The sequence below is a fragment of the Flavobacterium sp. AG291 genome, from assembly GCF_003350375.1.
In the GTDB taxonomy this organism is placed as follows: domain Bacteria; phylum Bacteroidota; class Bacteroidia; order Flavobacteriales; family Flavobacteriaceae; genus Flavobacterium; species Flavobacterium suzhouense.
In genome coordinates this window covers 86,370-109,977 of the sequence record NZ_QQAR01000010.1, presented here as the reverse complement: position 1 = coordinate 109,977, position 23,608 = coordinate 86,370, and the positions used below count along the sequence as shown (strand labels likewise).

Annotated in this window: 20 protein-coding genes and 1 pseudogene; 11 read left to right on the top strand and 10 right to left on the bottom strand. The window is 40.2% G+C overall.

Features of this window, described 5'->3' with window-relative positions; translation table 11 throughout:
* Nucleotides 1–98 precede the first annotated feature (98 nt).
* The 8 genes from panC to DEU42_RS11715 all read left to right on the top strand — a co-directional run bounded on the left by panC (nt 99) and on the right by DEU42_RS11715 (nt 10,276).
* Complete coding sequence (panC, locus tag DEU42_RS11750) at nt 99–944, top strand: pantoate--beta-alanine ligase (RefSeq protein ID WP_114758494.1); 846 nt, start codon at nt 99–101, stop codon at nt 942–944.
* A gap of 13 nt (nt 945–957) precedes the next feature.
* Nucleotides 958–1,308, top strand: a complete 351-nt coding sequence (gene panD, locus DEU42_RS11745; RefSeq protein ID WP_114758493.1) for an aspartate 1-decarboxylase — start codon at nt 958–960, stop codon at nt 1,306–1,308.
* A gap of 2 nt (nt 1,309–1,310) precedes the next feature.
* Entirely contained in the window at nt 1,311–2,273 is a 963-nt protein-coding gene (locus DEU42_RS11740) for a YbhN family protein (RefSeq protein ID WP_114758492.1), read from the top strand.
* Between the two features lie 43 nt (nt 2,274–2,316).
* Nucleotides 2,317–3,462, top strand: a complete 1,146-nt coding sequence (locus DEU42_RS11735) for an alpha/beta hydrolase (protein WP_114758491.1) — start codon at nt 2,317–2,319, stop codon at nt 3,460–3,462.
* Nucleotides 3,463–3,680: 218 nt separating this feature from the next.
* Nucleotides 3,681–5,042, top strand: coding sequence for a DNA repair protein RadA (gene radA / locus DEU42_RS11730; protein ID WP_114758490.1), 1,362 nt, complete (start codon nt 3,681–3,683; stop codon nt 5,040–5,042).
* Nucleotides 5,043–5,055: 13 nt separating this feature from the next.
* Entirely contained in the window at nt 5,056–7,047 is a 1,992-nt protein-coding gene (locus tag DEU42_RS11725; protein WP_114758489.1) for a transglycosylase domain-containing protein, read from the top strand.
* A 189-nt stretch (nt 7,048–7,236) separates the two neighbouring features.
* Nucleotides 7,237–8,859: a DUF4139 domain-containing protein gene (locus DEU42_RS11720; protein ID WP_114758488.1), complete on the top strand. Its 1,623-nt coding sequence runs from the start codon at nt 7,237–7,239 to the stop codon at nt 8,857–8,859.
* A gap of 73 nt (nt 8,860–8,932) precedes the next feature.
* The gene (locus DEU42_RS11715; protein WP_114758487.1) at nt 8,933–10,276 is read left to right on the top strand and encodes a PQQ-dependent sugar dehydrogenase; all 1,344 of its coding nucleotides are present in this window, start codon (nt 8,933–8,935) and stop codon (nt 10,274–10,276) included.
* A 69-nt stretch (nt 10,277–10,345) separates the two neighbouring features.
* On the opposite strand, the gene DEU42_RS11710 is transcribed toward DEU42_RS11715, so the two are convergent.
* Entirely contained in the window at nt 10,346–11,302 is a 957-nt protein-coding gene (locus DEU42_RS11710) for an OmpA family protein (protein ID WP_410501022.1), read from the bottom strand.
* Nucleotides 11,303–11,333: 31 nt separating this feature from the next.
* The gene (locus DEU42_RS11705) at nt 11,334–12,095 is read right to left on the bottom strand and encodes an exodeoxyribonuclease III (RefSeq protein ID WP_114758485.1); all 762 of its coding nucleotides are present in this window, start codon (nt 12,093–12,095) and stop codon (nt 11,334–11,336) included.
* A gap of 189 nt (nt 12,096–12,284) precedes the next feature.
* Here DEU42_RS11705 and DEU42_RS11700 point away from each other — a divergent pair, with 189 nt between their 5' ends.
* Nucleotides 12,285–14,108 carry a GNAT family N-acyltransferase gene (locus DEU42_RS11700; RefSeq protein ID WP_114758484.1) on the top strand — a complete coding sequence of 608 codons (1,824 nt, stop codon included), beginning with the start codon at nt 12,285–12,287 and terminating at the stop codon, nt 14,106–14,108.
* A 53-nt stretch (nt 14,109–14,161) separates the two neighbouring features.
* On the opposite strand, the gene DEU42_RS17775 is transcribed toward DEU42_RS11700, so the two are convergent.
* On the bottom strand, nt 14,162–14,545 hold the full coding sequence (locus tag DEU42_RS17775; RefSeq protein WP_410501021.1) for a VOC family protein: 384 nt from the start codon (nt 14,543–14,545) through the stop codon (nt 14,162–14,164).
* Nucleotides 14,546–14,572: 27 nt separating this feature from the next.
* A pseudogene (locus tag DEU42_RS11695) lies at nt 14,573–15,532 on the bottom strand (2-hydroxyacid dehydrogenase); the annotation flags it as partial.
* A gap of 119 nt (nt 15,533–15,651) precedes the next feature.
* Between DEU42_RS11695 and DEU42_RS11690 the strand changes: the two are divergent.
* Complete coding sequence (locus tag DEU42_RS11690; RefSeq protein WP_114758483.1) at nt 15,652–16,653, top strand: hypothetical protein; 1,002 nt, start codon at nt 15,652–15,654, stop codon at nt 16,651–16,653.
* A 139-nt stretch (nt 16,654–16,792) separates the two neighbouring features.
* A complete protein-coding gene (locus DEU42_RS11685; RefSeq protein ID WP_147278112.1) occupies nt 16,793–17,539 on the top strand; it encodes a hypothetical protein in 747 nt (248 codons plus the stop codon).
* Here the strand turns inward: DEU42_RS11685 and mgtE are convergent.
* The 6 genes from mgtE to DEU42_RS11655 all read right to left on the bottom strand — a co-directional run bounded on the left by mgtE (nt 17,536) and on the right by DEU42_RS11655 (nt 23,498).
* The gene (mgtE, locus tag DEU42_RS11680) at nt 17,536–18,888 is read right to left on the bottom strand and encodes a magnesium transporter (protein WP_114758481.1); all 1,353 of its coding nucleotides are present in this window, start codon (nt 18,886–18,888) and stop codon (nt 17,536–17,538) included. The genes DEU42_RS11685 and mgtE overlap by 4 nt on opposite strands.
* Entirely contained in the window at nt 18,878–19,657 is a 780-nt protein-coding gene (rsmA, locus tag DEU42_RS11675) for a 16S rRNA (adenine(1518)-N(6)/adenine(1519)-N(6))-dimethyltransferase RsmA (RefSeq protein ID WP_114758480.1), read from the bottom strand. The genes mgtE and rsmA overlap by 11 nt, the downstream gene beginning before the upstream one ends.
* 34 nt (nt 19,658–19,691) lie before the next feature.
* Nucleotides 19,692–20,009: a DUF4286 family protein gene (locus DEU42_RS11670; protein WP_114758529.1), complete on the bottom strand. Its 318-nt coding sequence runs from the start codon at nt 20,007–20,009 to the stop codon at nt 19,692–19,694.
* A gap of 93 nt (nt 20,010–20,102) precedes the next feature.
* The gene (locus DEU42_RS11665) at nt 20,103–20,984 is read right to left on the bottom strand and encodes a restriction endonuclease (protein ID WP_199509089.1); all 882 of its coding nucleotides are present in this window, start codon (nt 20,982–20,984) and stop codon (nt 20,103–20,105) included.
* 22 nt (nt 20,985–21,006) lie between these two features.
* On the bottom strand, nt 21,007–22,785 hold the full coding sequence (locus DEU42_RS11660; RefSeq protein WP_114758478.1) for a tetratricopeptide repeat protein: 1,779 nt from the start codon (nt 22,783–22,785) through the stop codon (nt 21,007–21,009).
* Nucleotides 22,782–23,498: a hypothetical protein gene (locus tag DEU42_RS11655; protein WP_114758477.1), complete on the bottom strand. Its 717-nt coding sequence runs from the start codon at nt 23,496–23,498 to the stop codon at nt 22,782–22,784. The genes DEU42_RS11660 and DEU42_RS11655 overlap by 4 nt, the downstream gene beginning before the upstream one ends.
* Between the last annotated feature and the right edge of the window lie 110 nt (nt 23,499–23,608).

Here is a 23,608-nt window from a genome sequence, read left to right as displayed (position 1 = left end):
TATATAATTTCTAAAGGTGTTAAAACACGCAAAATTAAACAATTTTGCGCATTTTATAACTATTATATTAATTTTGCTTCGAATATAATATACTACTAATGCTCATTTTCAACAAAAAAGCTGATTTAACTACATTTTTATCAGACTACAAAAACAAAAGATCGACCATAGGTTTTGTACCTACAATGGGTGCCTTGCATAAAGGGCATCTCTCGTTATTAGAGAAGTCGGTAAACGAAAACGACATTACCGTAATCAGCATTTTTGTAAATCCTACCCAGTTCAACAACCCCGAAGACCTGGAAAAATACCCAAGGACACTGGAAGCTGATGCCGAAAAAGTAAAAACGGTAAGTGACAAGATTCTGATTTTCGCCCCATCGGTAGATGAAATGTATGAAGGCAATACTGTTTCGGGTCATTTTTCGTTTGATGGACTTGAAAATCAAATGGAAGGCGCACACCGCCCAGGGCATTTTGATGGCGTAGGAACTATTGTAAAAAAACTTTTTGAGATTGTAACTCCTGATAATGCCTACTTTGGCGAGAAAGATTTTCAGCAATTACAAATTGTAAAAAAGATGGTTGAAAAAGAAGCAATGCCAATAAATATAATTGGTTGCCCCATCAGCCGCGAACCGAATGGTCTTGCCATGAGTTCAAGAAACCAAAGGTTATCTGACGAGGATAAAGAGAAAGCTGCATTTATATACAAAATACTTCAGGAAGCAAAGCAACTATTTGGCAACAAAAGCATTGCAGATGTAAAAAAACATATTTACGATGCTTTTGAAGCACGTCCTGAATTTAAAATGGACTATTTCGAGATTACCGCTGAAGACGATCTTATCCCTGCCAACATTAAAGAAAACAAGGCTTACAGGGGTTTTATTGCAGTTTTTTTAAGCAATGTTAGGTTAATTGACAATATATCATTAAATTGATTACCTTTGCGCCATGCAAATTCAAGTTGTAAAGTCCAAGCTTCACCGTGTTACGGTGACTGGAGCTGATTTAAATTACATAGGCAGTATTACCATAGACGAAGCGTTAATGGAAGCAGCCAATATTATTGAAGGTGAAAAAGTTTCTATCGTAAACATCAACAATGGTGAGCGCCTTGAAACTTATGCGATTAAAGGTAACAGGAACAGTGGCGACATAACGTTAAATGGTCCTGCGGCGAGAAAAGTACAGCGTGGTGATATCATTATCATCATATCTTACGGTATCATGGATTTTGAAGAAGCCAAGAGCTTTAAGCCTACATTGGTTTTCCCTAACGAAAAAGACAATTCCCTTACCTAGGTTTGAACAAGAAATTAAGCAAAATTTTAAGTATACTACTCCCACTTTCAGTGGGAGTTTTTTTAGTTATATATACTTATAACCAGTTTACACCTGCTCAGTTTGAGGAGATAAAAGGGTATTTTAAAAATGCCGACTATACCTACATCTATCTTTCCATGCTGATTGGCCTTTCGGGGCATATTGCCCGTGCTTACCGCTGGAAATATACGCTTAACCATATAGGATACACCAGCCCATTCATGGTGCGTTTCAGTGCAGTATGTGTTACCTATCTGATGAATATGACCGTTCCGCGAAGTGGTGAAGTGAGCCGTGCATTGGTACTGAAACGCTACAGCGATGTACCCTTCGATAAAGGCCTTGGCACTATTATTAGCGAACGCGTGGTAGACTTGTTCCTGTTATTGTTTTGCGTAGCCGGAACTGTTATACTTCAGTTTGGCACGCTTAAAGAATACCTTACCCAAACCATTCCTTATCAAAATCTAATTGTATACGGCATTTGTTGTGTTGCCCTTATGGGAGGAGCTATCCTTTTTTATATGTACAGCAAAAACAAATGGCTACTGAAACTCAAGGAAAAGATATCCGGACTTATGGAAGGTGTTTTGAGCGTAGCCAAAATGCCTAACAAATGGCCTTTTATGTTCCTTTCGGTTTATATATGGTTTAGTTATGTGTTAATGTTTTACATTACCATTTTTGCCATACCTGAAACGGCACAGCTTAGTTTTGGCGTAGTATGTGTGGGCTTCGTTATAGGCAGTCTTGCCGTAACCTTTAGTAACGGCGGATTTGGAGTTTACCCGGCAGCCCTTGCAGGAGTACTCGGATTGTATGCCATACCTAAAGAAGCAGGAACTGCATTCGGATGGCTAACCTGGGCCTCTCAAACCGGATTGATAGTTTGCCTTGGAGGACTCGCATTTTTAGTGTTGCCTTTACTTTATAAACGCAAATAATTGTTACCTTGCTTGGCGTTTCTACTAAAAAACACGTAAAGCAATGAAAAACAAAACCTTACTCTTTTTCTTACTTTTTACAACTGCCTTATTTGCACAAAAAAAGGTTAATGAAGACATCCCTTCGCAAAAACTGAATGTAAACAGACAAATTACTGTGGTTACTCCGGCATCGTATGATTCTCCGGCAAACAAGAATAAAAAATATCCACTTTTGGTACTGCTTGATGGCGATTACCTGGTAGATCCGTTCTCCGGTATGCTGTCGTATACCGAGTACTGGAATGACCTTCCGGAAGTTATCATAGTAGGTATTAACCAAAACAGAAACAACGAGCGCAAGACCGACTGCCATGTTGAAAAAGAAACGGGACTTCCGGATGAATTCAGCGAAAAATTCTTCGACTTCATTGTTACCGAAATGATGCCGTATGTTGAGAAAAAATACCGCATCTCTCCGTTCAAGATTATTGCAGGCCATGACCTTACTGCCGGCTATATTAACTTCTTCCTGTATAAGGAAAATCCGTTATTCAATGCCTATATTGCCTTAAGCCCAGAGCTTCCTAAAGAAATGGAAGAAGATCTTGCAGGAAGGCTTGCCGACATTAAAACACCTATATATTATTATCTGGCAACTGCCGATGGCGATGTCGCAAAAATGCAGAAGAAAATTAAAACGCTTGACGAGAATATTAAAAAAGCACCAAGCCCTACGCTTAAGTATTATTTTGATGATATAAAGAATGCTTCGCATTACTCACTGGTGACTTTCGCAATTCCGGAAGCTATGTATCATATCTTCTCTATATACCAACCTATCACTTCGACCGAATATCAGGAAAAGATAGTTACCCTGAAATCCGGTTATGTTGATTACCTGACTAAAAAATATGATGTAATCCAGAAAGACCTTGGTGTAAAAATTCCGGTACGTCTTAACGACTTTAGAGCCATTGAGGCTGCTATCCTTAAAAACGGTGCGTATGAGGAACTGAAATTACTATCCGATGTTGCTTCTAAAAACTACCCTAAAACAACCTTTGCCGAATACTATACAGGTTTGTATTATGAGAAAATGGGAGAAAACAAAAAAGCTGTTAATGCTTACATGAAAGGCTATGGCTACAGCGAAGTAGGCGAATACACCAAAGACATGATGCTTGAAAAAGCGGATAATCTTAAATAACTCTAGTAGCCCCGGAGGGGGCGGAATATTTATAACCTGCGTGTTAAACAACCAATAGAGCTCCGGAGGAGCGGTATAATGCCGCTCCTCCGGAGCTCATTCATTAGGGATAGCATTTCTATAAATATTCCGCCCCCTCCGGGGCTTCTAAAAATTTTAACTTTAAAACTTCTGCCTTTTCATTATTTTTGAGAACCAAAAAAACATAAAATCATTTCATGGCCAAACTAAAAACGACCTTCTTCTGCCAAAATTGCGGCACACAGTATGCCAAATGGCAGGGACAATGTAATTCCTGCAAGCAATGGAACACCATTGTAGAGGAAATTATCCAGAAGGAAGAAAAACAGGCATGGAAGCCAAGCACAGGTGAAGTAAAAAGAGCCGCAAAACCACTACGCATAAACGAAATTGATTCGGCTGCTGAGATCAGGCTTGATACCGGCGATGCCGAACTCAACCGTGTATTGGGTGGCGGACTGGTACCCGGATCGCTTACACTTTTAGGAGGAGAACCCGGCATTGGTAAGAGTACGCTGCTGTTGCAAATTTCGTTAAAGTTGCCTTTCCGAACACTTTATGTATCGGGTGAAGAAAGCCAGAAACAGATAAAGATGCGCGCCGAAAGGATTACCCCTGCTGCCGACAACTGCTACATACTCACCGAAACCAAAACCCAGAATATATTTAAGCAAATAGAGGCCATTGACCCCGAAGTGCTTATTATTGACTCTATACAAACCCTGCATACCGATTTTATAGAATCATCGGCAGGGAGCATTTCGCAAATACGCGAAACAACAGCCGAGCTTATCAAGTTTGCTAAAGAAACCAATGTTCCGGTAATACTGATAGGCCACATAACCAAAGATGGCAGCATTGCAGGGCCTAAGATACTGGAACACATGGTAGACACTGTACTTCAGTTCGAAGGTGACAGAAACCATGTATACCGCATACTACGCTCACTAAAAAACCGTTTTGGGTCTACCGCCGAATTGGGCATTTATGAAATGTTGGGTACAGGATTAAGAGAGGTAAGCAACCCATCGGAGATATTGATTTCCCACAAAGAGGAAGAGCTAAGCGGAACTGCCATCGCAACCACTATGGAGGGTATGCGACCACTTATGGTTGAGATTCAGGCACTGGTAAGCACCGCAGTATATGGTACACCCCAGCGTTCTACTACCGGATACAATGCCAAAAGACTGAACATGATACTGGCGGTTCTTGAAAAAAGAGCCGGTTTCAGGCTGGGTGCCAAAGACGTTTTCCTGAACATAACAGGAGGCATAAATGTAGACGACCCCGCTATAGACCTTGCTGTTGTAGCGGCAATACTGTCTTCTAACGAAGACATTCCGGTAAATAAAGATTTTTGTTTTGCCGGAGAAATTGGCTTATCAGGCGAGATACGTCCGGTAAACAGGGTAGAGCAGCGCATACTGGAAGCCGAAAAGTTAGGATTTTCTACTATTTTTGTTTCCAAGTACAATAAGATATCATTAAAAAATACACTGATCGAAGTGAAACTTGTAGCCAAGATAGAAGATGTTGCTGGTTACCTGTTCGGTTAAGTAATTATACAGAATGCGAAAAAACAGAATTAAAAAAATAGCCTTTTGGGCAATCGGAATAGTTGTAGTACTCATTATCGTTTCAGGGGTGCTTTTCTTTGCTTTCAGGAACTCGATCCTGCAAAAAGCGATAACAAAAGTTTCCGGCAAAATGAATACCGAGTACAATAGTACCTTTACCGTAAAAGAAGCTTCTTTTCACGGACTTTCGGGTATTGAGATGAAGGAGATAGTACTCGCTCCAAAAAATGCCGATACTCTTTTAAGCGTAAAGGAACTTAAAACAAGTATTAACCTGATGCATCTCCTCACAGGTGACGTACAGCTCGGAAGCCTGGAGATGAAAAATGGATTTATTCAGCTTGTAAAGAACGAAAACGGCAAGAACTTTGACGCTTTCCTGAAGAAAAAAAACAAAGATGAGGAAGAGGACAATACTGACGGTCCCGACTATGCCTCGCGTGCCTACAGGTTATTGAACAAAGCGCTAAACCTTGTACCTACTGATATGGTGCTCACTAATCTGAACCTTCGCCTTGACGACATGGGAAGAAAGGTTACACTCCATCTGAAGGAACTTAAACTTGCCGACAAACAACTGGAATCTACCATTGGAGTTACCGCAAAAGACATTGCCCAAAACTGGAAAGTAAAAGGCTTTGCTGACCCAAGGAACAAACAGGCCGATCTGGACTTCTTTAATACCGATGGTACACAAATACAGATTCCTTACCTTAACGAACGTTACGGACTAACATCGGGCTTTGATGCCATCCACCTCAATTTGGATGATATAGATATGAGCCTTGGGAAACTACACATAGACGGTTATGCTTCCATTAAGAATTTCATGATAAACCATAAGCGAATCGCTAATCAGGATGTGATAATAGACAATGCCCGTTTTGATTACCGCTTCCTTTTAGGATCTGATTTTATTGCCCTGGACAGCACCTCAACGATGCAGCTGAACAAAATAAAAGTACACCCCTTCCTGAAATACAGTGTAGAGGAAGATACCATCTATGAAATGAAGGCCCGAATTCCAAAAATGGATGCTCAGGATTTTATAGTATCATTACCTAAGGGACTTTTCACCAACTTTGAAGGTATGGAGGCCGAAGGCAGTTTTAGCTACAATCTTGACTTTTTATACAACAAAAATAAACCTCGTGAACTGGTATTTGACAGCAGCCTGAAAAAAGATGGGTTTAAGATCATTAAATATGGTGCTGCCGACCTTGCCAAACTTAATACTGCTTTTACCTACAGGGCTATTGATAATGGCAGGATACAACGTGCCATACCATTGACAGTAGATAATCCATATTATACCCCAATGGAGCAGATTTCGCCTTTCCTTCGCAAAGCGGTACTTACCTGCGAAGATCCTTCGTTCTTTAGCCATAGGGGCTTTATCAATGAGGCGTTCAAGCAGTCTATCATCAAGAATATAAAAACAAGGAAATTCTCTCGTGGTGCAAGTACCATAAGCATGCAGCTGGTTAAGAACGTATTCCTTACGCGCGAGAAAACACTTTCGCGAAAACTTGAAGAGATCCTTTTGGTTTATATACTCGAGAACAACCGTATTGCCAGCAAAGAGCGCATGCTTGAGGTATATTTCAACATTATCGAATGGGGTCCTGATGTATATGGCATAGGCGAAGCATCATCTTATTATTTCCAGAAAAGCCCAAGCCAGCTTACACTTGATGAGTGTATCTATCTGGCAAGCATTATCCCGAGGCCAAAAGGATTTATGTGGCAGTTTAACGACGAAGGCAAACTGAAGCCTTTTGCCGTGAAGCATAATGACTACATAAAGAAACTAATGTTGCGACGTGGCCTTGTAACCGCTGAAGACACCATTGCCCAAACCGGGCAGATAGACGTTACCGGACGCGCCCGTTCACGCATAAAGATTAAAGAAGCCAATCCGTTTGAGAATGATACCACCGGAGTAAAGGACTTTTTTATGAATCTTTCTAAGGAGATTTTTTAAGAAAAAGAGACGTATAATTTAACCACAAGGATCACTAAATAAACCACAAAGAACACAAAGCTTTGTGCCCCGGCATCGGGGTTTGTGAAACCCTTGTGTGCTTTGTGGTTAAAACCATCAAAAAAATATTTACGGGTCTTCCCAACCTTTTACGCAAAAAGATAATCTATAGTAGTAAAGACAAACTTTATGAAAAAGATATTCCTTCTGCTTTTTTTGGCAACAGCCACTGCATTTGGCCAAAAACCAATTTTTACTTCCGCAAAAGTAAAAGCTGCTACCGTTTATTTCAATTCAGCTGAAATTTCACAGTCGGCAGCCGTAACGCTTCCCGCAGGCACATCGGAAGTAGTAATTAAGAACGTAGCCAACTATCTGTTGGAAAACACGCTTCAGGTGGGTGTGCCTTCTAATGTTACGATACTATCGTCACAATTTACCAACAATTATATCTCAGAATTTGAAACCGATGAGAACTCCCCTGCCCTTAAAAAAGTGCGCGACAGTATAAAACTGGTTGAAGAACAAATTGCACTTGTTTACAACCAGAAAACATCGGAACAAAAAACACTCGAACTGCTCGATAAGAACAACCAGGTATACGGGCAGCAGTCAGGTCTTAGCGTTACCGAACTGATGAAAATGGTAGATTACTACAAAACCAAGCGTACCGAAACGGCCAACACTATTAATACTCTCACTACGAAAGAACAGAAGCTTAACGAAAAACTGACTGACCTAAAAAGCAAGCTGGAGGTAAACATCAGTAAAGAAGAAAAAATATCTACCGGAAAACTCGTATTGCAGATAATGAGTGAAACCGCACTCAGCACCCAGTTAGACATCAGTTACCTTACACAAGGTGCTTCCTGGCAGCCATTCTACGATTTGAGGGCTGACGATATTACCTCGCCTATCAATATGCTGTATAAAGCTCAGGTAGTGCAACAAACGGGTATCGACTGGAAAAAAGTAAAGCTTACCCTGTCAAGCGGCATGCCCAACCAGAGCAGCTTTGCACCCGAGCTAAGCCCATGGTTTTTGAGGTTTGAAAACCGTCAATATGATTCCTTAGCTTATGGTAACACAAATAATGTAGCTATAATAGGTGCTGCCAGTCAGGAATTATCCGATGTTGTTGTTGAAGCCTACAGAACAACTACAAAAGCAAAATCTAACGTCGCAGCAACTATAACTGAACATCAAATGAACGTATCATTTGATATAGATTTGCCCTATGATATTGCCTCCAACGGCAAACAGCACAGTGTAACCCTGAAAGAGATAAAGCTACCTGCTACCTACAGGCATTTTTCAGTTCCGAAGCTTGAGCAGGAAGCTTTCCTGTTGGCTGAGATAAGCGATTATGCCAAATACAATATGCTAAGAGGCGAAGCCAACATCATTTTTGAAGGCATGTACATCGGTAAAACGCAGATCAATCCGTCACAGACAGCCGATACACTTAACCTGAGTATGGGCAGGGATAAAAAGATCTCTGTAAAGCGTGAAACCGTTGCCGAGAAATCGAGCACCAAATTCCTTTCTTCAGGAAAAGAGCAGGTTTTTACCTATGACATCATCATCAGAAATAACAAGAAGGAAGCTGCAAAACTTACGCTCAAAGACCAATATCCTGTAAGCACCGATAAAGAAATCGAGGTGGAACTACTGCAAAGCGACAGCGCTAAAGTGGACAAAGAAACCGGCATACTTACATGGGAAATGAGCCTTAAACCCACTGAAACTAAAAAAGTGAGGATAAGCTATAAAGTAAAATCTCCAAAGAGCAAAACATTAGCTAACTTATAATATTTTGTTAACCAATGGATTAATTGCGTATTTTGTAGTAAATTTAGTATATAAAACCAATTAATTCACTGCTATGAAAACAAAATTATTCTTGCTGTCCCTGTTTATAACGGGACTAGCTCAGGCTCAGGTGATAGAACTTGAGCTTTTTGCCAGCGGTCTTGACAGGCCTGCCGAAATTGTAAACGCCGGTGATTCACGCCTTTTTGTGGTAGAGCAAACCGGGAGAATTCAGATACTGAATGCTAATGGTTCAGTAAATACTACTCCTTTCCTAAACCTGAGTACTATGGTGAGCGGAGGAGGTGAGCAGGGATTACTCGGCCTCGCCTTTCACCCCGATTATGAAACCAACGGCTACTTTTTTGTAAATTATACCGACCTGAATGGCGATACGGTTGTAGCTCGTTACACCCGTAGCAGCACCGATGAAAACGTGGCTGATGCAACTTCAGCAATGGTATTGCTTACCATCGACCAGCCGTATGACAATCATAATGGAGGCTGTTTGCGATTTGGACCCGACGGTTATCTGTACATTGCTACAGGTGATGGTGGTAACGGCGGCGATCCCGGCAACAGGGCTCAGAATAAAGATGAACTGTTGGGTAAAATCCTGCGCCTTAATGTAGATGCGGCATCACCTTATATCCCTGAAACAAACCCTTATGTAGGCATTGAAGGAGCTGACGAAGTTTGGGCACTCGGATTACGCAACCCATGGAAATTTTCTTTTAATGACGGTAATATCTGGATTGCCGATGTAGGACAGGGAAATGTTGAAGAAATTGACAAAGTTGTTGCTACAGCCTCCGGCGTAAACTATGGCTGGAAATGTTTTGAAGGTACTGCCGTATATAGTACTGACAATTGCTCATTAGTAGAAATGTATACACAACCTGTCGCGGAATATGTACACGAAGGAAGCTCGCGATGCTCTATAACCGGGGGTTATGTTTATACCGGAACCCTGTATCCTAATATGCAGGGTAAATACTTTTTTGCTGACTACTGTACCGGTGAAATAGGAGTGGTAGATGGAAGTACACTAAGCTGGTTAGGTGACTTTAGCCCGAACATTACCACCTTTGGTGAAGATATGAATGGCGAATTGTATGTAGGTGGAAGCGGTAGCGTATATAAGATAAAAGATACCACTGCCGGACTAAATGAATTTGCTAACAGTGCTTTTTCACTTTACCCTAACCCGGCTAAAATGGATGTTACCATCACACTTAAAGATGGTTCAGATTCAGGACTTGCTTCGGTATTTAATGTTAGCGGACAACTGGTACTGCAAGAACATCTTAACAGTGGTGATACAAAAATTAATACATCGCAGCTACAGGCAGGCGTATATATGCTGAAACTGCAGGTTGCCGGAAACGGATATAACACAAAACTGGTGATTAACTAAATAATGGTAATCCAATTAAAAACGCCGTATATTGAATAGTATACGGCGTTTTGTTGTTTTATAGATATCCTAAATCTCGTTTAGCATTTTGTTTAGCTCATCCAATTTTGGTGTAAGGATGATCTCGATCCTTCTGTTTTTAGATTTTCCTTCGGCAGTATCATTACCTGCTATTGGTGCATATTCGCTACGTCCTGCAGCTGTAAGATTTCTGGGATTTACCTCTTTGTTCTCTTTTAGGATGTGAACGATGGCTGTAGCACGTTTGGTAGAAAGATCCCAGTTATCAGCAATATCACCTCCGCCTTTGTAGGCAACATTATCCGTATGTCCTTCGATAAGTACTGTTATATCCGGATTTGCTGCTAATACCTTACCTACTTCAGTTACCGCTTTTTTACCTTCAGAGCCTACTGTCCAGCTACCTGAACCAAACAATAGCTTGTTCTCCATAGAAACGTATACTTTTCCGTTTTTCTGCTCTACGGTAAGACCTTTACCTTCAAATCCGTTAAGCGCTTTGGAAAGGGTTTCTTTCAGTTTTTTAAGCCCTGCCTCCTGAGCAGCGATCATACCTTCAAGCTCGTCAACACGCTGTGAACGTTCGTCAAGTTCAGACTTCAGCATGTTTAACCTGGCCTGTTCTGCAGCAAGTGCTTTTTGTTTTGCTTCAAGTTCAGCTAAAAGCTCACGGTTTTTCTTGCTCATATTGGCATTAGCCTCTCCGCTCGATTTTTCAAGATCGTTATATGACGACTGCATTTTGTCAAGCCCCGACTTGGTAGATGCATAATCTTTAGAAAGTTTATCCCTTTCGGCAATTAGCTTATCCAGTTGTGCCTGCAGGTCTTTTGACTTGTTATCAAGCTCATTCCTATCTTTAGTCAGTGTAGCATTTTCATCTGACAATGTACGGTTTTCCTTTTTAAGGTCGGCATATTTTGTTTCAAGGTCGGTATACACCTTTTTAGAAACACAGCTCGTCATCAGTGCGAGTGCCAGCACTGCTGCCGAAATAGTTTTCATCTTCATCTTTTATATATGTTTTATTGGTAATCTAATCAAACTCCACCACTATCGGGCAGTGATCGCTGTGTTTAGCTTCAGGCAAAATAACCGCACGGGTAAGGCGTTCACGCATAGGTTCGGTAGCAAGCGCATAATCAATACGCCACCCCTTATTATTGCCACGGGCTCCGGCGCGGTAGCTCCACCAGCTGTAGTTATGGGGCTCTTTATTAAAATGACGGAACGTATCAACAAATCCGCTCTTCATAAAGGCATCAAGCCACGCTCTTTCTTCCGGAAGGAAACCTGAGACCTTTGCATTACGAATGGGATCGTGAATGTCTATGGCCTCATGACAAATGTTGTAATCGCCACAGATGATAAGATTCGGAATCTCTTTTCTTAGGTTATCAACATATACCCTGAAATCATCCATGTATTTGAATTTATGATCCAGTCGGTCTATATTGGTTCCCGACGGCAGGTAAAGGCTCATTACCGAGAAAGTATCAAAATCAAGCCTTAGGTTACGACCTTCAAAGTCCATGTGTTCTATTCCGGTACCATATACCACATTGTTCGGCTTGTGTTTAGAAAATATGGCTACACCGCTATATCCCTTTTTTTGTGCCGAAAACCAGTAGTGGTATGGATATCCTGCTTCTTCAATTTCTTGTATTGCCACCTGATCGTGGGTTGCTTTGATTTCCTGTAGACAGATGATATCCGGGTCGGCCTGTTTTAACCAGTCCATAAACCCCTTAGTAAAAGCGGCGCGGATGCCGTTTACATTGTAAGAAATAATTCTCATTGCATATAGTTTGGTTCCCAAAAATAACCAAAAAACCAAACAAATAGAATAAGCTTCCGCTAATAACACATAACTACCTATATATTAATAAAATACACTTAATTTTAATATAATCATTAAAAAAGACAATCATCCTTAACGTTTCGCTATAATTATTATCTTTGTTTTTCGTCCGAAACACAAATGTAGATGAGTTTAGTTACAGCTAAAGAAGTTGCAAAAGCAATAAAGACTGACAAATACGGGTTTTTAGGAACTTTTTCAGGCTGGCTTCTGATGAAGATCTTAAAGATCTCAACCCTTAATAAAATATACGACAGGAACAAGCATCTTAGCGATCTTGAATTCCTGAATGCCATACTTGATGAATTCCAGATAAAATTTGAAATTCCGGAAGAAGACCTGAAGCGATTGCCCAAGACCGGACCTTACATTACTGTTTCTAACCATCCACTAGGTGGAATTGACGGGATACTACTACTAAAGTTAATGGTTGAAAAAGATCCTGACTTTAAGATAATCGCAAACTTTTTATTACACCGAATAGAACCCCTTAAACCTTATGTAATGCCGGTAAATCCTTTTGAAAACCACAAGGATGCCAAATCAAGTGTTACGGGGATTAAGGATGCGCTTCGCCACCTTAGCGATGGCAAGCCTTTAGGAATTTTCCCTGCAGGTGAGGTTTCTACCTACAAAGACGACAAGCTTGTTGTAGATAAACCGTGGGAAGAAGGTGCTATGCGACTTATCAAAAAAGCAAAAGTACCTGTAGTTCCTATCTACTTTCATGCTAAAAACAGCAGACTGTTCTATTTTCTTTCTAAATTGAGTGATACATTGCGCACTGCTAAGCTGCCATCAGAGCTGCTTACACAAAAAGACCGTGTCATTAAAGTAAGGATAGGCAAACCTATTTCGGTAGCTGAACAGGAAGAACACGAAACACTTGAGGCTTACACAGAATTCATCAGGATAAAAACCTATATGCTTGCCAATCCTTTTGAAAAGGAAACCAAGCTTATAGATACAGCGAACCTGAATCTTACCAAGATTACTTCAAGAGGACCAAAAGATATTGCTACACCTGCACATCTGGATAAGATTATGGGTGAAGTAGCCGCGCTTAGAAAAGGCGATTACCGACTGCTGCAAAGTAAAAACTATGAAGTTTTCTTTGTATCTGCCGATAAGATCCCAAACATATTGCACGAGATAGGGCGCCTTCGCGAAATTACTTTCCGTGAAGTGGGAGAAGGAACAAACGAATCGCTTGATCTTGACCAGTACGACAAGTACTACCATCATATGTTCCTTTGGGACGAAGACACGAAACAAATTGCCGGTGCTTACCGCATGGGTCTCGGTTCGGAGATCTATAAAAAATATGGTATTGACGGATTCTATCTGCATGACCTGTTCCGTTTTGAACCGGAACTGTATGACATGATGAGTAAGTCTATCGAGATGGGCCGTGCCTTTATCGTAAAAGAATACCAGCAAAAACCGATGCCACTATTCCTGTTATGGAAAGGCATCGTACACACTACCCTTCGTTACCCGGAACATAAATTCCTTATTGGTGGGGTGAGTATCAGTAACCAGTTTTCTGACTTCTCTAAATCGCTGATGATTGAGTTTATGAAGTCACATTATTACGACCCATATATCGCTCAGTACATTCATCCTAAGAAAGAATACAAAGTAAAGCTGAAAGATGCCGACAAGGATTTTGTATTTAACGAAGCTGAAGCTGACCTGAACAAATTCGATAAATTTATTGAAGAAGTTGAACCGGGTAACCTGCGCCTGCCGGTACTTATTAAAAAATACATTAAGCAAAATGCAAGGGTTATTGCATTCAATGTCGATCCACTATTCAACAACGCTATTGATGGGTTGATGTACATTCGTATAGCCGATCTACCCGAAAGTACCGTAAGACCTGTTATGGAAGAATTTCAGGCAGAACTGGAACGCAAACTTGCCGAAAAAGGCGAAGAACATTTATAAGATTACCATACTTAACAATACTAAAAATCCTCTCTTCCGAGAGGATTTTTTATTTAAAGAAAAGCCCTGTCATTAGGCTCCCACAATTCTATTTTGTTTCCTTCGGGATCTATTATCCAACCAAATTTACCATAATCGTATGCCTGAGGTTCGTCAACAATAGTAACGCCTTCTTCTTTTAATTTTGCTAAAAGCCCATCAAGGTCATGTACCCTGAAATTTTGCATAAATTGTTTTTCAGATGGCGCAAAATAGGTTGTATCAGCAGCAAAAGGCGACCATTGCGTCGAGGCATCGTTACCGGTTTTATCTTTCCACCAAAAGGTGCAGCCATAATCATCGGTGTTAAGTCCCAGGTGTTTTTTATACCAATCCTTCAATTCGGCAGGATTATCCGACTTAAAGAAAAAGCCACCTACTCCGGTTACATCCGGCAGTTGTTTTTCGCTTTCGGCATTGCCAAAGTAAACCGCCTTTATCTTGTCAACAATCACCTGCGCCAGCCTTTCGTGGCTTTCAAATGTCCAGCCCGCAATATGTGGTGAAAGCAATACATTATCAGAATCTAACAGGTATTGAAATGCTTCCGGAATACCACCATCGGTAAACAGATGTTCAAACGATAGTTTCTCATATTCCAATACATCCAGTGCAGCACCCAATACTTTCCCCGACTTAAGTGCATCGGCAATATCCTGCGTTACCACGCTCTTCCCACGGGCAGTATTCACTAACCAAAATGGTTTGGCAAAGGCATTTATAAAATCAGCATTTACCATTTTGTTGGTTTCCGGCGTCCAGGGTGTATGAAGGCTCAATACATCTGCTTTTTGCTGCAGTTCTTCCAGCGAAACCTGTTTCGCATTGGCGTCCCCTACCATTGGCTGAATATCATAACACAGCACTTCTACATCAAAACCTCTTAATTTTTTGGCAAAGGATTTTCCCATATTCCCATACCCAATAATACCCACCGTTTTACCATCCAGCTCGTGGCCTCTGTTCCCTTCACGAATCCAGTGTCCGTCGCGTATCTGCCTGTCGGCCCTGTTCAGGTTATTGAATAATGATAATACCATCCCCAACGCCTGCTCACCTACTGCATTGCGGTTACCCTCGGGTGCTGCAATCAGGTGAATGCCTTTACTTTCGGCATACTCACAGTCAATGCTTTCCAATCCTGCCCCTACACGTGCAATGAACTGCAGATTAGTCGCTGCATCCAAAAACGGCTTATCGATATCAAAACGGCTACGGATAACAATACCGTTGTATCCTGCAATCTTTGCTTCGATCTCTTCTTTAGATGATTTATAGTCGGCATGGTTCTCAAAACCGGCTTCTTCCAGCTGATTCCACAGTATAGGATTATTGCTGTCGATGTGAAGGACTTTTATGTTTTGGGTATCGGGTTTCGGATTCATTATTCAGCAGTATAGGTAAACTACAAAGTTACTGAAGTTTTATGCGCCAACAGCAGAAATTCCCTCAACGCAATTCTTACAGAATTTTTTCGTTACTTTAATAACCAAACCAACTAATAATGAAATATTTACTCTGCTTACTCCTATTCAGCGGCCTGTGTTGTGCTCAGAATTTTCAGAATTCTACCAAAGTTACCGTATGCCGGCTGGTAAATTCTGACGCCACTGGTCCATGCAGCATTGAATATTATGCAAAGAAACTAAAACGCACCGGACACTACATTCAGGCGATGGAATCGTATAACGACACCTTAGCTTACAATTTGCTTAAACTAAAAGCAGATGCTAAAACATGGCCAACCGAAACCTGCAACTGCGGACAGGAACCGGATGTAAGCCAAAAACCTTTGGTAACATCAATGTTTATTGTGGAAGTAAACAGTTTTAAAGATACGATATTTACCACTGTGAATCAAAAAGGGATATTTTTCCCTGACGAGAAGCTACAATATGTGGCTCCCGAAAATAATATCCGCGTGGCTTTTACAAAAGATGTGGATAATTTCTTTAAAAGAGATTTTGCTGCCGAAATTGAAGCCTGGAAAATGGATTTTATTTCTGTCAAAGACATTACTTACATGAAGAAAAATATGTACGGGCTCACACGTAAGGAGTTTGAAAAGAACATTTCTTATTTCAATATGGTGAGTACCGACAGCACCTACTTCAATGGAAAATTCATGAAGGTGGAAAAAATCTATCGCATAGGTGATATGGAATTCTATTTTGAAGGTAAGGAACAAAGGCTAAATAAGATCAACATCTTCAACACACCAAAAAAACAATATTACAGTCCCACTACGGTTATTGTTATTGATGGTATGAAGATTGGTGATAGCGAAGAAATGCTCTGCAATAAATATGACAACTCTACCCTGCTCAGGCATTGGGATGCTCCACTGGTAGCCATCAATAACTATTACACCTATGAGATAAAACTCAATAACGATGAGGGCGTGGTACGCTATGCCATTCGCAATGGCAATATCTATGAAATATCCATCGGTTTTTGGTATCCGGCAATAAAGGATAAAAAGGACGTTGCTAAAAAGGCGGGATAATATGAGGTACTTTCTCCTATTACTATTCACAACCGCTTGCTTTCCACAGAATGCTAAGGTGACGGCGTATCGGGCTTTCTCTGAAAGTATAAAAGAACCATGTTCGATAGTTACTCTTATTAAAATACAAGAATACGGTATGGTCTTTACTGCTGAATCAAATGACCTAAATCTGATTAATAAATTACATAAAATAAAAAAGAATTCTAACAAATGGAAAAAAGAGACATTTAGCTGCGGAATGGATCATAGATTGGTCATTCATAATATGTTTGTAATTGAAGTCGGAAACAAGACAGACACTATATTCACAACAAAAAATAATTATTCCATTGTAGTACCAAATAAAAAAATACAGTTTATAGATAAAAACCAAGAATTAAATAAGGCTCTTACAGATGACATGAAAGCTTTTTTCGGGAGAGATTTTTATAAGGAAATGATTAGAACCAATATACAAATTCTGGACTCAATATATCCTGATAAAATAATTTACAAAGGCAGACCATTTAATGAGGTAATCATTGACAGTATTATTTCTTTCAGGTCTACTTTTGGCATCCCTACAGAATGGGATAAAAATGACAATGAGAAATACCTCTTTTATGAAGAAATAATGACTGATCATAATGATTTAAAAGTTGAACTTCCAACAAATGACATCCTGTACTTCACTGCTGATAGAATATGCATTGGCGATTCTGAGAGCCTGTTGCTGCAGAAATATCCAAACTCAACTAAACACCAACGTCCTTACTCCACAAGGTATGAAGAAATAAAAAACAATTATTTTTACGAATTAAAAATACGGGATATAAAATACATATTAGTCTTTTCCATAAAAGACAAGAAAATTGATGGCATGGGAATCTATAATACTTTCTAAAACCCAAGTATCACTTTAGCGATAGAAAAATAGATAAGGATACCGCAAATATCATTGCTCGTGGTAATGAACGGTCCGGTGGCCAAAGCGGGATCGACACCTACTTTATTAAGCAAAATAGGTACAAAGGTTCCTATAAGTGACGCAATAACGATTACAGAAACCAATGATACACTAACGGTAAGACCAACCTCATAGCTTACATCAAGCAGGAAATGACTTCCTAAAATAAGTATCAGGGCAAGTATAGATCCGTTTAAAAGCGTAAGCAACACCTCTTTTACAAGTCGGCTAAAAAGTGAACCACTAATGCTGTTGTTGGCAAGACCCTGTACAATGATTGCAGATGATTGCACGCCCACATTACCTGCCATTGCGGCAATAAGCGGGGTAAAGAAGAATAGCTCTCCGTGGTTTTTCATGGCGGGCTCAAAAATACCCATCACTTTTACGGTTACAAAACCACCAAGCAATGCTAGTATCAGCCAAGGCAAACGCGCTCTTGTAAGTTCAAGGATGCTGTCATCCGCCTCAACGTCCTGAGAGATACCCGCAGCTAACTGGTAATCTTTGTCGGCTTCTTCCTTGATAACGTCTACGATATCGTCAATGGTAATACGCCCTACAAGCCTCCCCAGTTCATCAACAACCGGTATGGCCTCAAGGTCATACTTTTGCATGATACGGGCTACCTCAACATCGGGGGTAGTAACTTTTACATAATCAACTTTTGGTATGTACACCTCACTGATAGGTGTTTTGGTAGAGGTAACCAAAAGGTCTTTTAGCGAAAGCCTGCCTTTAAGCCTGCCTTCATCATCTACTACATAAATAGAGTGCACACGCTGAACGTTCTCTGCCTGAACACGCATTTCACGTACGCAGGTAAGCACGTTCCAGTTCTCGTTTACCTTTACAAGCTCTTTACCCATAAGACCCCCTGCGGTATCCTCGTCATAACGAAGAAGTTCCACAATGTCTTTGGCGTGCTCGGCATCAACAAGTTCCTGGATTACCTCGCCTTTTTTATCCTCCGGAAGTTCGGCGATAATGTCCGCCGCATCATCCGTACTAAGCTCATCAAGCTCTTCGGCGATTTCCTTTGGCGAAAGGTCTTTTAATATTTTTTCACGGACTTCCTCATCCAGCTCAAGCAGTATCTCTGCTGTTTTTTCACTGTCAAGGATATGGAAAAGGTAGCTGGCTTCGCTGCTGTCCAGCTCGCCCATAATTTCGGCTATATCAGCAAAGTGAATATCCTCGAGTAATGTAACTAATTGCTCCTCACGGTTTTCACTTATATACTGCTCTATCTGAGCAATAAAATCCTTGCTGATTTTAAACTCCATTCGCCGCTATTTTTTGGGTAAGTTCTATGAATTGCTCCACCGAAAGCTGTTCCGGACGGAGGTCAAAGATACTATCTTCCTTTAAATTTTCGGTTAAGATATATGTTTTTAGACTGTTTCTAAGTGTTTTTCTGCGCTGGTTAAAAGCGGCTTTTACAACAGAGAAGAATAGCTTCTCATCTACAGGCAGATGGAAGTTTTCCTTACGGATTAACCTCAACACACCCGACTTTACCTTTGGTGGCGGATTAAATACATGCTCTGATACGGTAAACAGGTATTCGGCATCATAAAATGCCTGCACCAGTACCGACAGGATACCGTAAGTTTTGCTGCCTTTCTTTTCGCAAATGCGCTCTGCCACTTCCTTTTGGAACATCCCTGAGAATTCAGGAATCCTCTCGCGAAGCTCTAAGGCACGAAAAACAATTTGCGACGAAATATTATACGGGAAATTACCAATGATAGCCAAAGGCTCATCTGCAAAATCTTTGGTGATATTATACTTTAAAAAATCCTCAGAGATAATATGCCCATGCAGTTTTGGGTAATGCGCGTTAAGATACTGTACCGATTCGGTATCGATCTCAATAACATAGGTTTCTATGTCCTTATCCAAAAGGTATTTGGTAAGCACCCCCATACCGGGGCCTATTTCAAGTACTTTTTTGTAACCGTTAAGGGTTAGCGTGTCGGCTATATCCTTTGCTATGCTCTCATCTTTAAGGAAATGCTGCCCAAGATGTTTTTTGGCTTTTACTTTATCCATATCATTATAGCCTTAGCGGCAGCTTAATTCTGTTCTAAACCGTAAATTCTTTCAGCACTTCAAGTTCTGTTCTGAAAGCAAGCATCTTGTCGCCAAAAAGTGAAATCCCTTCCTGTCTTAACTTTGGAGCATCCTCAGTTAGGTACGATTCGAGTTTTTTGGCATCCTCTGCAAAGTATTGTGTTGAATACGTGCTTCCGCCCATTTCCTCAACAATAAGTACTCTTACGAAAGTCGCTTTTACAAATTTACCCGTTGCCAATACTTCAGGAATATGCTTTTCAGTCATCCACAACAACCATTTGTCGTGAACGCTGTCGTCTATATTTATAGTTACGTTGTATATAATCATCGTGATTTGGTTATTCGGTGATTTGGTTACCTGCCTGCCGGTAGGCAGGTTTGTGCAAACAACCATTGCAAAGGTACAATTAATTAGCTAAAGCTATTGTTCCAAGAAAAAATCCTCATCCAATTGCTTCACTTCATATATTGCTTTAATCTGAACACCAACATTGAATTCATGCATTAAATTTACCAATTTCACTCCATCAATCAAGATAATTTTATGATGAGCATTTTCAGCCTTTCTTATTGCTCCTTGATCAAAGAATGATGTAGTAACAAAAACCCCCTTATTCGTATCTCCACTCATCGCTCCAATAAAATTCCTTATATCAAGCTCCCTAACTTTATTAGAATTGAATCGCTTTGCTTGAATATATATTTTATCCAAACCTAGCTTGTCTTCATTAATTATTCCGTCAATTCCACCATCAGAAGACTTAGATGTTTCAACAAAATCGCCGTATCCCATTTTCTTTAATAAGATTAAAATAACCTTTTCAAAATAATATGGATCAATTGTTTTTAATCTTTCTAATAATTCAGATTTAGTCTCAGATTCTATTTGAGCAACACCATTATCTATTAAATCTTGAGGAGAAGATGTGTTTATTTCGGACACATCACTATGATTTTCTTTAAGATTTTCGTGTTTATAAAAGTCTAATAAACTGTTCCCCTCTTCTACTACTGATAAAGACAATTTATCTGTCTGTTGCAAACCTTTTGAAGTTATTTTTACAAAACCCCTTTGTGGATAAAAAATAAAACCTCCCTTTTTCAAATAAGATTTCCCCCAAGCGATTCTATTATAAAGAAGATTTTCTCCTGATTTAGTTGTTTCAGACAATAGAGTTTCTGGAAGATGTGAATAATATTTTTCAATTACTAAATTTTGCATATCGCGGGACGCGTATGTTTTTTCATCGCGCAGGATATCTAAAATCGGATCAAAGGTTTCGTGAAATTTTGGTAGCTCCATAAATATGACATTGTTCTAAAAACTAACTATTCGTATCACCCCTAAGTTGCCTGAATTGTTTTCGGGCCTCTACAAAGTAAATGCTGTCCTGATGTTCAAAGATAATCTTCTCATAAAGCGGTTTGGCTTTTTCAGGGTCATTCAACTTTTTGTTGTATATCTCCGCTGAGAAGAATAACGCCTCATCCACATAAATACCTTCTTTGTATTTATCGATTACCTGCTGGTAGTTTTGCAGCGCAAGATCATATTGCCCTTTACTATCATATATCTCACCCAGGCGGATGTGGGTTACGTCTTTTATACTCTCTGTAGTATCCTTTTCAACAAGGTCTTTAAACACAGCAAGTGCCTCATCTTTTTTGTTTTGGTATAGCTTAAAGTCGGCTTTAGCAAATTTCTTAAGCGCAGTCTGTGTACTGTCTTCAACAGTATTATCAAGAATTAGCAGGAACAGTTCCAGCGCGTCATTAGCAATAAGCTGTGATGATGACGACTTTAGTACCGTAAGCTGTTTTTGTGCCCATTCAAAATCGCCTTTAAAATAACTTGTTCGTGCTACCTTAAAACTTGCTTCGTGGCCAACGGCGTCATTTTTAAGATCTTCTTCTATCTGGGCATAATAAATGATCGCCTGGTTGAATTTTTCATCAAGCAAAAGGATATCCGACAACTTCATTTTTACCTCAGCGGTCTGGTAACGGTTTAGCTGAAGGCCTAATGCTGTATTCAGTGTTTGCGTAGCCGCCTTGGTATCTTTAAGGTAAAAACCCTCAAAATCGGCTTTTTGCAATTGCAGCTTAAGCGAATAAGGTGTAGTTCCGTATTGCGCCAAAAGGGAATCAATACGCTGTTTGATCGATGGATAATCCTTAGGTTGTGCAATGGCAATATCCATTTCCAGCAAATCAAATTCGGCACTCATCTTTATCGATGGCTCGTCTGTATTTTCCATAACAAATGCCAGTATCTCACGGGCAGCTGCATCTTCGTGCTCATCTTTGGCAAGACGCCCAAGATTTACAATATTCAGGAACATATCCGGATTGCGCTTAAAGATGGCTTTCTCCTGAATAAAGGCTTTGCCATATTCTTTTTGCTGCACAAAATACCAGCTCAAAAACTGGTTCCAGAAAATATCCTGTGTCTTTTGGGTGTTCAGCAATAACGCTTTACGGAGCGATGCATTAAAAGTATCGCTGCCTTCTTCGTTCATAAAACGCGACAGCTGATTTTGTACCACTACCAGGCTCTGCTGATTGTTATAGGCATACGATAGCAATTTATCGATCATCTGCTCGGTATTACCTAGCTGCCCCTGTATAAGCGCCAGCTGGTAATCAAAATTCATGCTTTTGTTTATGGAAGTCGCCGTATCATAGGCTTTTATAGCATATTCCAGTAATACCTTTTGTTCGAAGGCATTGGCTACAGAATAGGCATACGATGGATTATCAGATACGGCCTTTATAGCCAGATTATAATTCTTCTCTGCCTTACCCATATCCTTTTGCAGTTGGTAGTTGTAACCCAACTCTACATACAGCAGCGGCTGATTGGTACGCTCAATCTTTTCTTTAAGATACTTTTCGGCCTCCTGATATTTCTGAAGCTGCTGCTGACAAGCTACGATCTTCTGGATAAAAAATGTATTCCCCAGCTGTTTCTTTTCAAGGTCCTGATAGGTAGCAAGTGCTTTTTCGAATTCTCCTTTTTCAAAGTAATTAAAGGCTAGCTGCTCGTTTTGCGCAAATACCGCAACCGAACAGAACAAGGCTATTATGGCAACTATTTTTTTCATAAATTAAAAAAATCAATCTGCCCGGATTTGTCAAGATCCTGCAGCGTGATAAATTTATCGATTTTAATCTTTTTCCAAACTGTTTTGGGGTTGTTTTCCCCGTCAGCAAACATATTTCCACCGTTTGTTTCCGATTTTTTCTTGGTCAGGAAGTTAATGCTTGTCAGGCTCTCCTCTCCGGAACTTCTGCTGAATTCAGAATGATCATATCCTATAAGCACAAACTTACCATCCTGCCATCGCAGCTTAAAACATTCGTTTGTAACTCCATAACTACCACAACTTAACCAGTAGTGAAAGCTGACTGAAAGCACTCCGTTTTTTATTTCCATCCCACCCGATTCCATAAACGGGTCTTCAAGACAGGACGACTCAGCATCATTTTGCGAAGGGATAAAGTCCCTGTTAAGCCCTGCAAGCCGGTATCCTTTTTCTTCTTTAAAAAGAATCAGCAAATACCTTGGATTAATATTTAATATGGGCGCACCCAGAAATTCATTCTCAATAAAATTCTCTTTATTGGTATCCTCGATAACTATTGCAATATCGTCAGCCTTATCCTTGTTAAGGTCACCTGCTGTACTGGTAATAATCTTCCATCCATCCGGTACAAAAGCAAGCATATCTTTACCATAATCGGTTATTTGCACTTCCTGCTGGGAAAACAGCAAAGAAGAACTCAATAATAAGAGAATGCTAAACAGCTTTTTCATTAATGGAAACCTTTTAAATACAAAACGCGGATAACACCTTTTTAGCATTACCCGCGTTCGGTATAAACAAATATATTAATTTATTACTTGAGACCGCAAAACTTTGTCAC

Coding starts and splice junctions, on each gene's coding strand:
- panC (WP_114758494.1), top strand. CDS start 99: ATGCTCATTTTCAACAAAAAAGCTGATTTAACTACATTTTTATCAGAC.
- panD (WP_114758493.1), top strand. CDS start 958: ATGCAAATTCAAGTTGTAAAGTCCAAGCTTCACCGTGTTACGGTGACT.
- DEU42_RS11735 (WP_114758491.1), top strand. CDS start 2,317: ATGAAAAACAAAACCTTACTCTTTTTCTTACTTTTTACAACTGCCTTA.
- radA (WP_114758490.1), top strand. CDS start 3,681: ATGGCCAAACTAAAAACGACCTTCTTCTGCCAAAATTGCGGCACACAG.
- DEU42_RS11725 (WP_114758489.1), top strand. CDS start 5,056: ATGCGAAAAAACAGAATTAAAAAAATAGCCTTTTGGGCAATCGGAATA.
- DEU42_RS11720 (WP_114758488.1), top strand. CDS start 7,237: ATGAAAAAGATATTCCTTCTGCTTTTTTTGGCAACAGCCACTGCATTT.
- DEU42_RS11715 (WP_114758487.1), top strand. CDS start 8,933: ATGAAAACAAAATTATTCTTGCTGTCCCTGTTTATAACGGGACTAGCT.
- DEU42_RS11710 (WP_410501022.1), bottom strand. CDS start 11,302: ATGAAAACTATTTCGGCAGCAGTGCTGGCACTCGCACTGATGACGAGC.
- DEU42_RS11705 (WP_114758485.1), bottom strand. CDS start 12,095: ATGAGAATTATTTCTTACAATGTAAACGGCATCCGCGCCGCTTTTACT.
- DEU42_RS11700 (WP_114758484.1), top strand. CDS start 12,285: ATGAGTTTAGTTACAGCTAAAGAAGTTGCAAAAGCAATAAAGACTGAC.
- DEU42_RS11690 (WP_114758483.1), top strand. CDS start 15,652: ATGAAATATTTACTCTGCTTACTCCTATTCAGCGGCCTGTGTTGTGCT.
- DEU42_RS11685 (WP_147278112.1), top strand. CDS start 16,793: ATGGTCTTTACTGCTGAATCAAATGACCTAAATCTGATTAATAAATTA.
- mgtE (WP_114758481.1), bottom strand. CDS start 18,888: ATGGAGTTTAAAATCAGCAAGGATTTTATTGCTCAGATAGAGCAGTAT.
- rsmA (WP_114758480.1), bottom strand. CDS start 19,657: ATGGATAAAGTAAAAGCCAAAAAACATCTTGGGCAGCATTTCCTTAAA.
- DEU42_RS11670 (WP_114758529.1), bottom strand. CDS start 20,009: ATGATTATATACAACGTAACTATAAATATAGACGACAGCGTTCACGAC.
- DEU42_RS11665 (WP_199509089.1), bottom strand. CDS start 20,984: ATGGAGCTACCAAAATTTCACGAAACCTTTGATCCGATTTTAGATATC.
- DEU42_RS11660 (WP_114758478.1), bottom strand. CDS start 22,785: ATGAAAAAAATAGTTGCCATAATAGCCTTGTTCTGTTCGGTTGCGGTA.
- DEU42_RS11655 (WP_114758477.1), bottom strand. CDS start 23,498: ATGAAAAAGCTGTTTAGCATTCTCTTATTATTGAGTTCTTCTTTGCTG.